This window comes from Microcoleus sp. Pol12B5 (genome assembly GCF_036701335.1).
GTDB lineage: Bacteria > Cyanobacteriota > Cyanobacteriia > Cyanobacteriales > Microcoleaceae > Microcoleus.
Genome location: NZ_JAUBQQ010000104.1, coordinates 1 through 14,204 on the forward strand (window position 1 = coordinate 1; position 14,204 = coordinate 14,204).

The 14,204-nt window shown below is 45.2% G+C and carries 13 protein-coding genes; 5 read left to right on the forward strand and 8 right to left on the reverse strand.

What is annotated here, in order from left to right; translation table 11 throughout:
* Positions 1-73: 73 nt before the first annotated feature.
* Both QUA24_RS25535 and QUA24_RS25540 read right to left on the reverse strand, forming a co-directional pair.
* Positions 74-2,278, reverse strand: coding sequence for an ATP-binding protein (locus tag QUA24_RS25535; protein WP_333233084.1), 2,205 nt, complete (start codon positions 2,276-2,278; stop codon positions 74-76).
* Positions 2,279-2,579: 301 nt separating this feature from the next.
* Complete coding sequence (locus QUA24_RS25540; protein WP_333233086.1) at positions 2,580-2,717, reverse strand: hypothetical protein; 138 nt, start codon at positions 2,715-2,717, stop codon at positions 2,580-2,582.
* Positions 2,718-2,812: 95 nt separating this feature from the next.
* On the opposite strand from QUA24_RS25540, the gene speD reads away from it, so the two are divergent.
* Positions 2,813-3,235 (forward strand): adenosylmethionine decarboxylase, encoded by a 423-nt coding sequence (gene speD, locus QUA24_RS25545; protein ID WP_190743421.1) that lies wholly within the window; start codon positions 2,813-2,815, stop codon positions 3,233-3,235.
* A gap of 84 nt (positions 3,236-3,319) precedes the next feature.
* Here the strand turns inward: speD and QUA24_RS25550 are convergent, their stop codons facing one another.
* Positions 3,320-3,916 carry a hypothetical protein gene (locus QUA24_RS25550; protein ID WP_333233087.1) on the reverse strand — a complete coding sequence of 199 codons (597 nt, stop codon included), beginning with the start codon at positions 3,914-3,916 and terminating at the stop codon, positions 3,320-3,322.
* A 145-nt stretch (positions 3,917-4,061) separates the two neighbouring features.
* Here QUA24_RS25550 and queF point away from each other — a divergent pair, with 145 nt between their 5' ends.
* Positions 4,062-4,481 (forward strand): preQ(1) synthase, encoded by a 420-nt coding sequence (queF, locus tag QUA24_RS25555; RefSeq protein ID WP_333217000.1) that lies wholly within the window; start codon positions 4,062-4,064, stop codon positions 4,479-4,481.
* A gap of 452 nt (positions 4,482-4,933) precedes the next feature.
* Here queF and QUA24_RS25560 read toward each other — a convergent pair whose 3' ends face one another.
* The 3 genes from QUA24_RS25560 to QUA24_RS25570 form a co-directional block, all read right to left on the reverse strand.
* The gene (locus QUA24_RS25560; protein ID WP_333233089.1) at positions 4,934-6,346 is read right to left on the reverse strand and encodes a cytochrome c biogenesis protein; all 1,413 of its coding nucleotides are present in this window, start codon (positions 6,344-6,346) and stop codon (positions 4,934-4,936) included.
* Positions 6,347-6,611: 265 nt separating this feature from the next.
* Entirely contained in the window at positions 6,612-7,343 is a 732-nt protein-coding gene (locus tag QUA24_RS25565) for a cytochrome c biogenesis protein CcdA (protein WP_333233091.1), read from the reverse strand.
* 562 nt (positions 7,344-7,905) lie between these two features.
* Positions 7,906-8,610: a pentapeptide repeat-containing protein gene (locus tag QUA24_RS25570; RefSeq protein WP_333233093.1), complete on the reverse strand. Its 705-nt coding sequence runs from the start codon at positions 8,608-8,610 to the stop codon at positions 7,906-7,908.
* Between the two features lie 536 nt (positions 8,611-9,146).
* On the opposite strand from QUA24_RS25570, the gene QUA24_RS25575 reads away from it, so the two are divergent.
* Positions 9,147-9,926: a tetratricopeptide repeat protein gene (locus QUA24_RS25575; protein WP_333233095.1), complete on the forward strand. Its 780-nt coding sequence runs from the start codon at positions 9,147-9,149 to the stop codon at positions 9,924-9,926.
* Positions 9,927-10,033: 107 nt separating this feature from the next.
* Here the strand turns inward: QUA24_RS25575 and QUA24_RS25580 are convergent, their stop codons facing one another.
* Positions 10,034-11,383: a peptidylprolyl isomerase gene (locus tag QUA24_RS25580; RefSeq protein ID WP_333233097.1), complete on the reverse strand. Its 1,350-nt coding sequence runs from the start codon at positions 11,381-11,383 to the stop codon at positions 10,034-10,036.
* A 122-nt stretch (positions 11,384-11,505) separates the two neighbouring features.
* Between QUA24_RS25580 and QUA24_RS25585 the strand changes: the two genes are divergently transcribed.
* Positions 11,506-12,054 (forward strand): peroxiredoxin, encoded by a 549-nt coding sequence (locus tag QUA24_RS25585; protein ID WP_445242649.1) that lies wholly within the window; start codon positions 11,506-11,508, stop codon positions 12,052-12,054.
* A 498-nt stretch (positions 12,055-12,552) separates the two neighbouring features.
* Here the strand turns inward: QUA24_RS25585 and QUA24_RS25590 are convergent, their stop codons facing one another.
* A complete protein-coding gene (locus tag QUA24_RS25590) occupies positions 12,553-13,092 on the reverse strand; it encodes a phosphate-starvation-inducible PsiE family protein (RefSeq protein WP_333233101.1) in 540 nt (179 codons plus the stop codon).
* A 381-nt stretch (positions 13,093-13,473) separates the two neighbouring features.
* Between QUA24_RS25590 and QUA24_RS25595 the strand changes: the two genes are divergently transcribed.
* Complete coding sequence (locus tag QUA24_RS25595) at positions 13,474-14,076, forward strand: superoxide dismutase (protein WP_015178829.1); 603 nt, start codon at positions 13,474-13,476, stop codon at positions 14,074-14,076.
* Positions 14,077-14,204: the final 128 nt, after the last annotated feature.

Sequence of the window (14,204 nt, forward strand, 5' to 3'; positions counted from 1 at the left end):
ACTTTTGTTACCTCTGTGGAAAAAATCCTGAAAGAATTTGGAGAAAACTATGTAATTAATTTTGTCTAGCTACTTAGTCGTCGGCTCCGGCTGCGAGTCCTTCAATACGTGCTTCTTCGCCCGCGCGGGCTGATAATAGAATGATGGGAATGTCTTGGGTTGCGGGATTAGAACGCAGCGATCGCAACAACTCAAACCCATCCATCCCCGGCATCATCACATCTGTCAATACCAAATCGGGTGGATTCTTCTCAATGGCAGTCAATGCGGCAAGGCCATCGGCGACGGTTTGAACAATATAAGAACCGCTCAGGAGTCGTCGAATATAATCACGCATATCAGCGTTGTCATCTGCCAGGAGAATTTTAGATTTTAGATTTTGGGTTTTAGATTGAGCGGGTTGATTGACGAGTTCATGAGTGGATGGAGCCATGCTCCATTCTTCTAATCTAAAATCGCCTTCTGGCAACCACCGTTGAGCTTCTTCGACATAGGGCATCGCGCCTAACGCCGTTGATGCTAACGTGCGACTGGCGCCAATGCGCTCCGGCGGCAGATGAGCTGTTCCGGTGGGAATCGTCACTGTAAAGCAACTGCCCTGCCCAAAAGTGCTGCTGACATCGATCGCTCCCCTATGTAGTTTGACGAGTTCTTGCACTAGCGATAGCCCAATGCCAGAGCCTTCAAAACTCCGTCCTTCCGAGTTTTTGATTCGATGAAATCGCTCAAATAAATGCGGTAGTTCTTCGGACGGAATCCCGACCCCTGTATCTGAAACCGTTAATTCAACACATTTTTCTACACACCGTAATCGAACCGTAATTGTTCCCGCTAGCGTAAACTTAAAGGAATTTGATAATAAATTGAGAACAATTTTTTCCCACATTTCGCGATCAACATAAATCGCTTCGGGCAAGGGTGGACAGTCAACAATGAGTGACATTCCCACCCGTTCAATCAGCGATCGAAACGTGCTGGCAAGTTCCGCCGTATAGGTTGCCAAATCTACAGGTTCATAAGATGCTTGGACTCGACCTGCTTCGATGCGTGAGAAATCGAGCAAGCTATTGACGAGTTTGAGCAGCCGCATTCCGTTACGCTGCACCAACTGTAATTGTTCCCGTTCTTGAGGTGGAATTGTTCCATCCAGGTTGGCGATCGTGTCTTCTAAGGGAGCCAGCATCAAGGTGAGTGGCGTGCGGAATTCGTGAGACACATTGCTAAAAAACTTGGTTTTAGCAAGGTCTAACTCAGCTAATGCTTCGGCACGTTTACGCTCTTGTTCGTAAGCTTGGGCGTTGGCGAGCGCTGTTGTCACCTGCCCTGCCATCAAGTCAAAAAAACCTTTGTAATCATCATCAAACTTTCTCAGCGGACTCACTCCAGCAATCAGGAACCCGAAGGTTTCTCCCGATCGAGCTAGTGGTAGAACTACCGCTTGATGGGGACATTGGGACCACGCGCCGCCCGGTAAAAGTCCAAATTGCGCTTCCAAATCTTCAATGATTCTGCTTTCGCCCGTCTCCAGGACTTGCTTCAATTGCCACTGGCACTTTTGGGCGGATGTAAGCTCGATCGCCTCACAAGAGGCAAGGGTTCCGGCTGCTAACCTTGTTGTACCCGCGAGTCGTGCGATCTCGTTTTCGCCATCGAGTAGATAAAACAGCGCAAACGGGATGTCATAGGCGTTATTGGTCAATACTGTGGCGGACATCTCGCAAGCTGCTTCTTGCGTCTTGGCAGTGACTGTTTCTGCTGCTAATTCGCGCAGCGTTGCCAAGCGACGATCGCTCAAAACGCGCTGAGTGTCCTCGCTACAGGCGCAGAAAATGCCCCCCACTGGCCCATCATCATTCGCCACCGGACTGTAGGAAAAGGTAAAGTAGGTTTCCTCTGTATACCCGTTACGCTCCATTAACAGAAGCAATTCTTGATTCCACGTCGATTGTCCCTGGTTCAAAACCGCTTCTGCTTGCGGCCCTAGCGTGTCCCAGATTTCAGCCCATACCCGTGAGGCTGGCTGATCTAGTGCTTGCGGATGTCGCTTGCCGAGCATAGGAATGTAAGCATCGTTATAAAACTTGGTCATCTGCTGTCCCCACCAGACGAACATGGGGTAGCGAGAGCCTAAGATAATCCGAATCGCGGTTTTCAAGCTTTGAGGCCAGGTTTCAACGGCACCAAGGGCCGAAAGCGACCAATCGTGCGATCGCATCAGCATCGCCATCTCGCTATTGCCTGCAAAAATCTGTTCGACGAGTTGATACTGCTGGATCATGCGGTTGTCTCTCTATTGGGCCCACACAAACGGGCAACGATACTATCTCGGCTGACCGAGCGGGTTTAGCTAGGTGACGCCAGAAACCCAGCGGAGATCGCCTGTTGCTGCTCAACTTTTACAGCATAGGCTGCCAGAGCGAGCGCTGGAATCTGCCCGCCGGGCGATCGTCTAGGATCTGCCAAATTTTACGAATGAAAGGATACCGGTCCATCTGTGGCATTTCGATCTCATATCAATTCCGCCACAGCCGGAACGATCGAGCTTTGGTTTTTTTAGCCCCTGGAAACCAGAGATCGCTTTAATCAAAAACGGTGGTTTGAGAAGAAAAAGGCAGCACTGAAATAATACGAATTCCATTAGTGGCATCTGCCTGTGAGACAGTTTGACCCCACCATACAGCCAGCGCTTGGTGGTGGGTATTTCTCGTAATCTTCATTTTTCTTTGTGAAAGATACTTGCAAAATTTTTGGCATCGTGCTATGGTTAAAAGGTTTGAGACTTAAAAAATCAATAGAGGTAAAACCCCGCAGAATGAAACAATTGGGAACCCATCTGGTCGCTGATGCTTGGCAGTCTCCAGGAGACCTGCTCAACGATCCTGAACGTATCCGCCGCGCTATTCTCGATGCGATCGAAGCCGGAGGAGCTACTCTCATCGATTTGTGCGTACACCAGTTTAGTCCTCACGGAGTGACAGCTACTGCTACTTTGGCAGAGTCTCATATAGCAATCCATACTTGGCCTGAACACGGTTATTTTGCTGCAGACTTATTTTTCTGCGGAGCCGGCGACCCTCACCGAGCCATGAAGGTGCTACAGACAGCTTTGGAAGCTAAACAGGTAAAACTCACTGAGTTCACGCGCGGTTTCGAGCCAGGGGTGGGAATCGTAGGTTCTGCTTGTGAAGAGCAGTATGCCCCTCGTTCAGTAGAAACGATTGCCGCCAGAGGATGATGGCCAATTAGCGTAACTTTGAACATTTTATGCTAGGTTTTGTTTAAAATCCCACGGATCGAACCGTGGGATTCTTGTTGGAATTTACTTTTTCATTAATAAAGGGCGGACAACTAAATAACCTGCACCGAAAGCTGCAATCACAATCAGAAAAATCGCGATCGCCAACCACAATCCACTTAAATCTGAGTTTTTTTTGAGTTGAGATCGGACACGGTAAGGAGTTTCCGCCACCTCTGTAAATAATTTTTCTGGAACTGTCTCCGGCATCGGGGTAGCTATTGGCTGCGCTTCCGGCAGGGGGAAGGGAAAAGCCACTGTCTGAGGTGGTTGAGGTATGGCAGAGTTAGTCTGCGAGGTTACAGGTGCTGGGGGCGGAGGTTCAACGCTAAAATTGAATTTGACTGACGGCATTTGAGGCATCCCTGTCTGGGTGACGCTCTGAGCCGAATTGACTACTTGCTGTAACTGTTGGGATACTTGAACTACTGTTTCTACTTCTCGCCGCAGCTGTTGATTTTGTTGGACTAATTGCTGATTGTGGGTTTTGAGAGAGTCTACCATCGCTTGGGCTGCTTGCAGCTCTGCCGTGACTTCTCGATAGAGGGAAATTGGTACCGATGGAGAGTAACTATTTGAGTTTTCAGGGGAAGTATTGTCAGATAAGGTAGTATTTTGCATAATTGTAGATGGCGAGGGTGAACTTGTTTTAGTTTAGCCTGAGAGTATTTGCAATTAGATCGATCGCAACACAATTCGTCAAGATATTTGTTACAGATATTGAACGTAAATTTAATTTAATGTTACAAGTTTTTAGTCGATCGCTATGAACACCTACGCACCGGAACAAACTATGTCGCAAAAGTCAAGCACCGAAGAAATGAAATACGGCGAACGCCAGATTTTAGAAGGCGAGTTAATTACTTTTCCGAATCCGCGAGTCGGGCGGCGCTACTCGATTAACATTACGTTGCCGGAGTTTACTTGCAAGTGCCCATTTTCTGGCTATCCCGATTTTGCGACAATTCACGTTACTTACGTGCCAGACGAGCGGGTGGTAGAGTTAAAGGCGCTGAAACTGTACGTCAACAGTTATCGCGATCGCTACATTTCTCACGAAGAATCGATCAATCAAATTTTAGACGATTTTGTGGCGGCTTGCGCGCCGCTGGAAGCGACGATTAAGGGAGATTTTTCGCCGCGGGGGAACGTCCACACCGTGATTGAGGTGTCGCATCAGAAGTAGGGTAGGTATTAAGCTGTTGTGGCAGTGAGATTTAATTGTGGGGCGGCATCGAAGCGCACCCCACAATAGTTTTAAGAAATAGGATTTTTAATAAAATTAGTAACTAATTGTAGGGTGCGTCAGGACAGCCCTCTCAAGACAGTCAAAAAGTCGTTCACACGCTTAAAATCTCGTAGTTTGTAGGGTGTACACTGGGAATTGGTTGAGTTTCTCGCCCACTGCAGAGTACCGGTTGACTGGCGTTTCAGGTTTTTGATTTTGAAACAAAAACCTCCGTATAGAAATTTTCATTACTTGAAATTTGAAGAATCTGAACGTGAAATAGCGATTGTATGCTTTTTCTCCGGTTCAAATTAACCACTTCGACAAATCTGGCAAAGCGCACCCTACAAACTCAACTAATCTTTTTGATATTTATCGTTGGTGTAAGGTGCGCCTAGCGCACCCTACGGTTAGCTTTGACTTGCAACAGAAGTCGGGGCAATCGCACTTTTTTCTTCTACTGTTTTCAATTCTGCCAACTTGTCCAAAATCTCCACAACTTCTCTCTCAAAACTCACCTGAGCGCGATTAGTGCGCCCGCCGATGTATAGTTTGCCGTTGGTTTCCAAAGCCCAAATCTGGGAGTGAGACAGATAGCTCATCAGCACGCTCAGCATCAGCAACCCGAAACCAGTATAAACGATCGGAATGCCCGGATCAGCTTTAATTTGCAATCCCGTACTGCCTACAACTTCGTCAATTGTCAGCATCACTCCGTTAACTTCAACCGCCGTGCCTGCGCGAACTGTAGTTAACAAGTTGCCATCCGTACCGTACACTAACATCGTGCCTTGCAAGTCTTTTGCTAGCAGAGAAACTCCCGCACTCAAATCGGGTTTTGTGGGAATCCAAGCACCCCAAATTCTGCCTTTACCTTGAGTGTCTAGCTGAGCCATTGGTAATTGTAAAACCGGGCTTTTGTTGAGGCGAACTCGCACGGCAGCTATTGCCCAATCTGCTTGATAAAATGTGACTCCCCGGTATCTGAGGGGTTCGTTAACGTGAATGGTTTTGCGATCGACCTCTTGACCTGTTTTGTCCAAAACTGACAGGTCAGAGTAAAATTGGTCGATCGCACCGCTCGGACTATAATCAATCCAGAACCGATTAACTCGCATCGACCAATCCTTCGGTATTTGTGGCCCGGCCCAAGGCCCTGCATCCAAGATATTCTGCACCTGAAATGTTTCGCCGCTGGGAACAATTTCTTGACCGAGAAATCCCGTCATTGCGCCCCATATCGACCCAGCTAAAATAATTAGCATACTGGCGTGAACAATAATCGGGCCGATTTTGCCAATTATTCCCTTGCGAGCATAAACTTTTTCGCCTTCTCGAAATATACGGTAGTTTTTTTGCTGCAAAAGTGGTTCTAAAGAACTTAAAGCAACTGTTTCTAATTCCGCACTGAGAGCTAATTTTTCAAACTGCTTTGGTTCTTCATAAAATTTCCAGCGACGGGCGGCTTTTAATGCTGGAAATTGTCGGGTAAATGTACAAGCTGTTAAGCTGCTGCCGAACAAAATTAGGATTGACAAAAACCACCAAGTGCGGTATACGTGGTCAAGTCCTGCAATTAGCACAACTTTCCAAGTTAGGAAGCCGAACAAAGCGGGGTGTTCTGGATAGTTAGATTGGTAAAAAGGTACTGATTGACCTTGTTCGATGACGGTGCCGGAAATGCTGAAAAATGCGATCGTCAGCAGCAAGATAATTGCCAGCCGCAAATCTGCGAGTATCGGCAAGATTTCTCGTTTGAAAAACCTTTGAGGGGCCTTCGCCCAGTTTGAGAGTTTTGATAGAAATACTTCTTTTGATGTCATTGGTAATTATGAAGGGAGAGGGAAGAAGGAAGAAGGAAGAAGGAAGAAGGAAGAGGGAAGAAGGAAGAAGGAAGAAAGAGCAGGGAAAAACAAAAAATGAATAAATATTATTATTCTTATTATCGAGTAAGTCTCAATTATTTTTTTAAGTCTTTGTCTTTTCTTTCTTCCTTCGTCTTCGCGGTTTGTTTAAAAAAAATTAATTCACGCATTCCGTAGTGATTGCCATATCTCTAAATAAGGGCTGAAGCCCTGACTACGAAACTTACGCGGGAAGGATGCGGGAAAGCAGAGAGAAAACACCAAATCCTACTAGCAAAACGCCGCTAACAGGCGTAATCCAACTCGACCACCGACGTAATTCTAACAACTTTTTAATGCTTGCAGTGAAAGTACCTGCTATAATCAGCGGAGCGACGTAGCCAGCAGCGTAAAACAGCAGCAACACACCACCTAAAACTGTATCTCCTGTTTTGGAAACCCAAGCTAAGAGTGTAGCTAAAACCGGAGTGCTGCAGGGAGACGCTACTAAACCAAAAGTTAAGCCCAATAAGTACGATCGCACGCCCGCAGGCAAATCTTTCGGCACCCACCCCACAGCGTCGAAAGACGGCATTTGTAAGGGTAAAGCTTCGAGTAAATTCAGCCCCATTAGAATAGCAATAATGCTGACAAGAATCGGTAAACCCAGGCCAATTTTCCCGTAAACTTGTCCGGCAAATGATGCTACAATACCCAAACCTGCAAGGGTAGTGGCTAATCCCAGGGAAAACCACGCAGACTGGGCGGCAGCTTGCAGGCGGCTTTTTGCTTCGTATCCACCGATGTAGCCGATCGTGATCGGCAACATTGAAAGCATACAGGGCGTTAAGCTCGTTAGCAACCCTGCCAGAAAGATGACTCCGACGCTGACTAAACTGAGGTTTGTCAGTTGAGTATTTACTAAATTATTAGCAAATTGTGCGAGTTCGTAAAGTTGGGTTTGCAGGGTTTCCATCTGTCGATTTTAGATTTTAGATTTTAGATTTTAGATTTTAAATTTTAGATTGACTCCACAGCCCATCGATTTTAGATTTTAGATTTTAGATTTTAGATGGACTCCACAATCGATTTTAGATTTTAGAGAGACTCTACAGATGAATCTGGGAGTTTAAACTAAATATCTAATATTTTTGCTCTCCACGACTCCTGTCGCGGGCTTGTACCCCTAGGCAGGTGACTTCAGGTTCGGGGCTGTTCTGGCTTTGTTGAAAATTGTAACAGATGCGCGCAGGTTCGGTTTGAGATTTAAGATTTTAGCGATATTTACTGGTTTGGAGTTAAAAGGTCGATCGCACCCTGGTTTACATTGATATCTTGACAGCATCCTCAACAAGCTGTTGACAACGGGCGCAGCTTGGGAGTTAAAAGGTCGATCGCACCCTGGTTTACATTGATATCTTGACAACATCCTCAACAAGCTGTTGGCAACGGGCGCAGCTACACCAGATAAGTGATTGACTGCGAAATCAGCCCGAAAGCCTGTTGTTGAAATTATTCAAGCAGACTTTAATTTTACTCTACGGTAAATTAAAGCCACTTTCTTCATTAATAGACCCGTCCGGCATTATTGCCCCTGCCAGCACCGCACCTCTGAAATTTGCTCCCGTTAAAGTAGCGCCTTCTAAATTAGCATTGCTCAAATTTGTGACTTGTTTGGAACCTCGGAAAAAGAAGCTGTGCAAGTCAGCACCTGTTAAATTAGTGTCGGCCAAATTAGCATATTGCAAGTCAGCACCGTGCAGTGTCGCATCCGTTAAATTAGCTTCGGTGAGATTGCTTCCCCAAAGTCGTGAATCTAAGACATTAGCATCTTGTAAATTGGCGCGACTCAGATTTGCCAAAGTCAGATTAGCATCCCACAACTTCGTGGAGTTGAAATTAGCTTCAGTCAAATTGGCTCGACTGAGATCCGTGCCTAAAATATCAGCATTTGCTAAATTAGCGCCGCTGAGGTCTGCGTCAGAAAGATCCGCATTTTTTAAGTTAGCACCGGACAAATTAGCGCCGCTCAAATTAGCGCCGCTCAAATTGGCTTCTTGGAGATTAGCTCCCCGCAAATCGACTGCGCTCAAATCGCACTGTTTCCACAAAAAACTGACGCACCAATTATCCTTTAATAGGTGACTCACATCCTCCGCATTCGCGGCCATCACAGGAGGAGTTAAGTAGAGAGTGAACAGGACGATCCCCAATACCGCAGCGAAGAAAGTTTTCAACCTCATAACTCTTTTCATTGACACTAATTTGCGCCATAAATTATTGATGTCTAATCAAAGCATAGCAAATAATTTGCAACTTCCCTCAGCAAGATTACTCAAAAATATTAGTGTAGTGAAAGGTTAATCAGGGTTGGCGCGGGTACAAACTTAACTTAGCCAGTCTTAGACGCGCTTTGAGGTAGACACCCGGTTGCTTCACAGATGCCTCGCTGCCAAACTAATATTTTTCCTAAAAACCTGCGATAAGATAACCACAAGTTCGATCAAGATTTGCCAGTGCAATATCGCTACAAAGTAATACTTACAGCCGACAGTTGCGATCGCTCCCTCAGGGGCATATCTGCAAACAATCCTGGTATAAACTCCTCAATATGCGAATCAAGAAACCGCTCATCTAGCCTACAAGCCTTATATTTAAAGGGTTCTAGACGCAATTTTTGTTAATTGCGATCGGCATCACTAACTAAGCCCAACTTTCATCACACAATTCAAGCCCCAACATCACCCAATCGCATCAAACTTATCACGTTCCTGAGAGTATGGATATCACTGCCAATAGCTCAAGTATGGAGGAAAATAACAGCATACAGTTGAAAAACACTTCTCCCATGCCTACTATCCCCCTTCTCCCAACCCAATTAGTTGTCACAACTATTTTCAATTCGATCGAATCTTTGGGATTCACTAATATTGCCGGCGTATTTTCGGGGGAGCAAGCTGAATCCCGACAAGAGGCCAATTTAAAAGTTAGTACCAAAAAGTTTTACACTCAAGGTTTAAAAAATCTCGAACAACAAGACTTGCACGGCGCTATTAAAAATTTTACTGCCACAATTAACATTAATCCCCAATTCGCGTCAGCTTACAATGATCGCGGTGTGACCCGCTACAAATTAGGCGACAAGCAATCGGCGATCGAAGATTTAACTACTGCCATCGAACTCAATCCTTACCGAGCCAAGTATTACAGCAATCGCGGGTTTATGCTGACTCGTTTAAAAGATTATACTGGGGCGATCGCCGATTACAACTCGGCACTGCTGCTCAACCCAAATGTAGCTCAATCTTACTTTAACCGAGGTGCTATCCGCCTACAAATGCAAAATTCCCTAGCAGCACTAGCTGATTTTGAGTCCGCAATTTGCCTCGATAGCGCTTTTGCTAAAGCTTACTTTAACCGAGGACTGACTAGATATAAATTGAGAGAGGTTCAGGGAGCATTTGAGGATTTTCAGAAAGCAGCAGGGCTTTTTAAGCAGCAGGGGAGAATGGATTCTTATCAAGATGCAGTTTCTCAAATTACAAAGCTATGGTGTTAGTTGAGTTTTCAAATGGGAAATTGGGAAATTGGGAAATTGGGGAATGGGGAATGGGAATTGGGGAATTTGTAAGGTGCGCCATAAGCACCCTACACCTATAGTTAAAGTTAGCCAATTCTCAAGGCTGCATCGGCAGGTTGAGGGTTAGGAACACTAGGAATCCTAGATAAAGGAATTGCAAAGGCTGCATTTTGAACAGAGGCGACAGTAGAATTTTGTACCACAGTACCAGCCGCTGCCAAGTTAATGACAGTATCGCTTCCAGATTGAGTGAATGTAGTATCGGATAATTTTCCTGTCAAAGCAATGCGATCGCCTTCCTCTGGCCTAAAATCAACTATTGTATGACTTGTCGGGGGTAGGGTAATAAAAGGAAGAGAAGCAGGATCTACTCCGAGCAAAACAAAAGTATCTGCACCACTACCTCCTGTGAGAGTATTGTTGCCTGTATCTCCAATCAAGATATCATTGCCATCACCACCAATTAAGATATCATCCCCTTGACCGCCTCGCAAAAAGTCGTTACCAGCATCACCATTGAGAGTATCGTCAGCGAAATTGCCAATCAGAATATCGTTGCCAACACCGCCACTAATGAAGTCGTTACCTTTCCCACCTCGCAAAAAGTCGTCACCGACTTCGCCACTGATGGTATCATTGCCTTGGCTGCCATTAATTGCATCATCCGTCGGTGAACCGAGGATGCGATCGTTGGCGCTACCTCCCACTATACCGCTGGGATTTTGCTGAGAGTCTTGGGAAGTGACTTGATAGTTGTTGGGAGTATTTGGCAGTCTGAGCGCTCCCAAAGATAGATTTACGAAATTGGTACTATTAATTAAATCGTTGAGCACATTAACATCGGTAATGATGCTAGAAACCCGACTGGGGACGATTCCTTGAACGACTTTTGCAGTTGAAATGCGATCGCCCTGCTGCACCGCATTCACCGTTTCAAAACCTTGAATAACATTGCCAAAAACAGCATAACTACCATCCAAAAATGGCAACTCATCCAAAGCAAAATAAAACTGCGAAGAAGCCGAATCCAAAGCATTAGAACGAGCCATTGCCACAGCCCCGCGATTATGCCGCAACTGGGGCGTCTGGGTGACAATTTGGTTGTAAACAGGTTGCGCGGCCCCTTGCGGCTTAATTTCCAAAGGAATAAAACGCGCCTGATTGGTATCCGGGTCAATAAAACTACCCGTTCCCAATTGACTTGGCGGAATTCTCGTATCCCTGCTGCGCGGATCACCTCCTTGCACCACAAAAGGATCTGGCTGACGTACAACTCGGTGAAACATCACCCCGTCGTAAATGCCGCGTTCAACTAAGTCAACAAAATTTCCTCCAGTAATCGGGGCATTAGTGCCGTCTACTTCGATCACAACGGGTTGACCATTAATTACCTGGACTACTATAGCTTTGCCTGTTAACGGGAGTGCAGCGCTCATGGGTAAATTGCTATTTGAGTGAGTGATCTTGGGGTTTTAGAAGCAATCCGCGAATTGCCTCTACCTATTTAATCAGAAAACTGTAAACTTGTCTTAAGTACAGTTCTACTTCTAAATTTATGATGTCGCGTCGCAATTTTTTTAGCACTTTCTTGGCAATTTGTCTAGTTTTTCTAAGTTTTAATTTTGCCACACCTGCATTTGCCCTCGGCGGTAAGCTTCCTCCGGTAAATCAACCAGCGCCGGAGTTTTCTTTGCCGACAAACAGCGGGGACGGACAAGTGTCCCTGTCGGATTATCGCGGTAAGTGGCTGGTAGTCTATTTTTATCCGAAAGACTTTACTTCAGGATGTACCATCGAAGCGCGGAGATTTCAGCAAGACTTGCCGAAATACTTGGCAAAGAATACTCAAATTATCGGTATTAGCGCTGATGATGTCGATTCCCATGCGGAATTTTGCGATTCGGAAGGTTTGAAGTTTCCGCTGTTAGCTGATACTGATGGTAAAGTAAGTAAAGCTTACGGTTCTTGGATGAGTTTTATATCAGCGCGACACAGTTTTATTATTGATCCTGAAGGTATTTTGCGTGAAACCTTTGTGAAGATTAATCCGGCGATTCATTCTAAAGAAGTGTTGGCTCGTTTGGGGGAATTACAGGCTAACGGGTAATACTATTTTAGATTTTAGATTTTAGATTTGAATAATTGGGAATGATTGATGAAGCTTGTCTTTGTAGTTAAGACTGCATTCCTCTGAATTTTCAGAGGATTTTAGGCTTCACTGCAACCGTTATCAGGTTGATTTGACCTCACATCTTGCACCATTCTCAATAATCCTTTTTTGGGTGGGATCTCCCAGGGCGGTTTCATTCTCTTGTAGGGGCAATCCCTCGTGAAGATCCCCGATATTTGAAACATCGATTTCATCGTCCGTGGGGGGGCGGACACTCTTGGCACCCCCCCTACAAAAGCCTGATTTTCGTGAGAATGAAACAGCCCTGTGGGATCTCCTGCCCAGCCTACAATAAAATCTACTCTCTGTGAAACGGGCAAGATGCCCGTTCTTGACAATGGTTCAACATCTCAGTTTTACGGAAAATGATGGCTGGTAACGCGACAAGCAATATTAGAGTAAATTTAAAATCTTAAATCGCCTGTCATGCCATATTCAATGAGAATTAAACTTGCTATTGGCTACAACAGATGCGGAAGAAGATTCATTGTCTGATAGATTTCTCTTTCTGCTAGCCATGCGACGTTCCGGGTCAATTCCCTCGAAGGTTGGCGGCAACCAAACTCGGACTACCAACAGCACTCCCAAAACCAGCAAAAATGCGCCTGTTGATAATATTTGAACCCAGGGAGTTTCTAGTACTCCCCGCACTATCACTTCTCGCAAAACAGATACTATACAAACTTCCACAGCCACACCTATCGAAACTCTTTGTTCTTGCAAGTAAATAATTAGCAGCCGAAATAATTCCACTAAAACTAATAAAAATAGAATGTCTGCCGTCACTTGCTGAAAATTCAAAGGAGGCAGCAGCGAGAAAAACATTTCTCGCAGTTCTAGCACCATGAAACAAAACAAACCAATACATAGGGAAATGGCAATTAAGTCTTGGACTGTTTCCAGAGCGGTGACGATTAATTGCAGATTCAACCATTGAGGGGGGTGACTGGACGAGTTGTTTAAACGCTTTTCCATTGACAGCTCCTGCAACTTGTTTGACTTTCTTACAGCTTAATTGAACTTAGGTTAATCTTTGATAATTTACAGGTTTAATCTATTTATCAGTCTCATAAAATTTCGAGCGGTTGACAATTTCACACACACTTTTATTTGTCTCCCAGGTAGCTTGACATTTAGTGATACTTTATGCTAATTAAACCCGACAATAAGTAGCTTTGATATCTAAAAAATAGAAGTCTGAATCCTAAAATGCTGCAACTGCTATAAAATATGAAAATTGTAAAGAATTATTTACCACAGCTTGATACACTCAAGCTAGTGACGGTCGGCTTTAATCATAAAAAAGCCACCAAGTCAACCGAAAAACCCAAAGTAATCCAGAGAGGATTGAACACCATGGCATTTGAACTAGCACCATTACCCTTCGCCGCTGACGCCCTAGAACCAGCTCATATGTCGGCCAACACGTTTTCGTTCCACCACGACAAGCACCACGCTGCTTACGTGACCAATCTGAATAAACTGATTGAAGGAACGGAAATGGCGAGCAAATCCCTTGAAGAAATTGTCAAGGAATCTGCTAAAGACCCATCCAAAGCCGGCATTTTCAACAATGCAGGTCAAGTTTGGAACCACAATTTTTTCTGGAATTCCCTCAAACCGGGCGGCGGCGGCACTCCGACAGGAGCTTTAGCTGACAAAATTAACGCTGACTTCGGCAGCTTTGACAAATTCAAAGAAGAATTCAAGACTGCTGCGACAACTCAGTTCGGTAGCGGCTGGGCTTGGCTGGTTTTGGACAACGGCACTTTGAAAGTCACCAAAACTGCTAACGCTGACACCCCGGTAGCACACGGCCAAACTCCGTTGCTGACTTTGGATGTGTGGGAACACGCTTATTATTTGGATTTCCAAAACCGCCGTCCCGACTACATTACTAATTTCTTGGATAATTTGGCTAACTGGGATTTTGCAGCAGCAAATTTGGCTGCGGCTTAGTAGCATCTAAGTTTGAGGACTAAAGTCCTCACTACAAACCGATAAAGTTTGTAGTGAGGACTTTAGTCCAATGGCACTGAAAAAGTCTCAATCACGCCCTCCGTTGAGATTTCAAGACAGAGCGAGGT

Coding starts and splice junctions, on each gene's coding strand:
- QUA24_RS25585 (WP_445242649.1), top strand. CDS start 11,506: ATGTCGCGTCGCAATTTTTTTAGCACTTTCTTGGCAATTTGTCTAGTT.
- QUA24_RS25575 (WP_333233095.1), top strand. CDS start 9,147: ATGGATATCACTGCCAATAGCTCAAGTATGGAGGAAAATAACAGCATA.
- QUA24_RS25580 (WP_333233097.1), bottom strand. CDS start 11,383: ATGAGCGCTGCACTCCCGTTAACAGGCAAAGCTATAGTAGTCCAGGTA.
- speD (WP_190743421.1), top strand. CDS start 2,813: ATGAAACAATTGGGAACCCATCTGGTCGCTGATGCTTGGCAGTCTCCA.
- QUA24_RS25595 (WP_015178829.1), top strand. CDS start 13,474: ATGGCATTTGAACTAGCACCATTACCCTTCGCCGCTGACGCCCTAGAA.
- QUA24_RS25570 (WP_333233093.1), bottom strand. CDS start 8,610: ATGAGGTTGAAAACTTTCTTCGCTGCGGTATTGGGGATCGTCCTGTTC.
- queF (WP_333217000.1), top strand. CDS start 4,062: ATGAACACCTACGCACCGGAACAAACTATGTCGCAAAAGTCAAGCACC.
- QUA24_RS25550 (WP_333233087.1), bottom strand. CDS start 3,916: ATGCAAAATACTACCTTATCTGACAATACTTCCCCTGAAAACTCAAAT.
- QUA24_RS25590 (WP_333233101.1), bottom strand. CDS start 13,092: ATGGAAAAGCGTTTAAACAACTCGTCCAGTCACCCCCCTCAATGGTTG.
- QUA24_RS25560 (WP_333233089.1), bottom strand. CDS start 6,346: ATGACATCAAAAGAAGTATTTCTATCAAAACTCTCAAACTGGGCGAAG.
- QUA24_RS25540 (WP_333233086.1), bottom strand. CDS start 2,717: ATGAAGATTACGAGAAATACCCACCACCAAGCGCTGGCTGTATGGTGG.
- QUA24_RS25535 (WP_333233084.1), bottom strand. CDS start 2,278: ATGATCCAGCAGTATCAACTCGTCGAACAGATTTTTGCAGGCAATAGC.
- QUA24_RS25565 (WP_333233091.1), bottom strand. CDS start 7,343: ATGGAAACCCTGCAAACCCAACTTTACGAACTCGCACAATTTGCTAAT.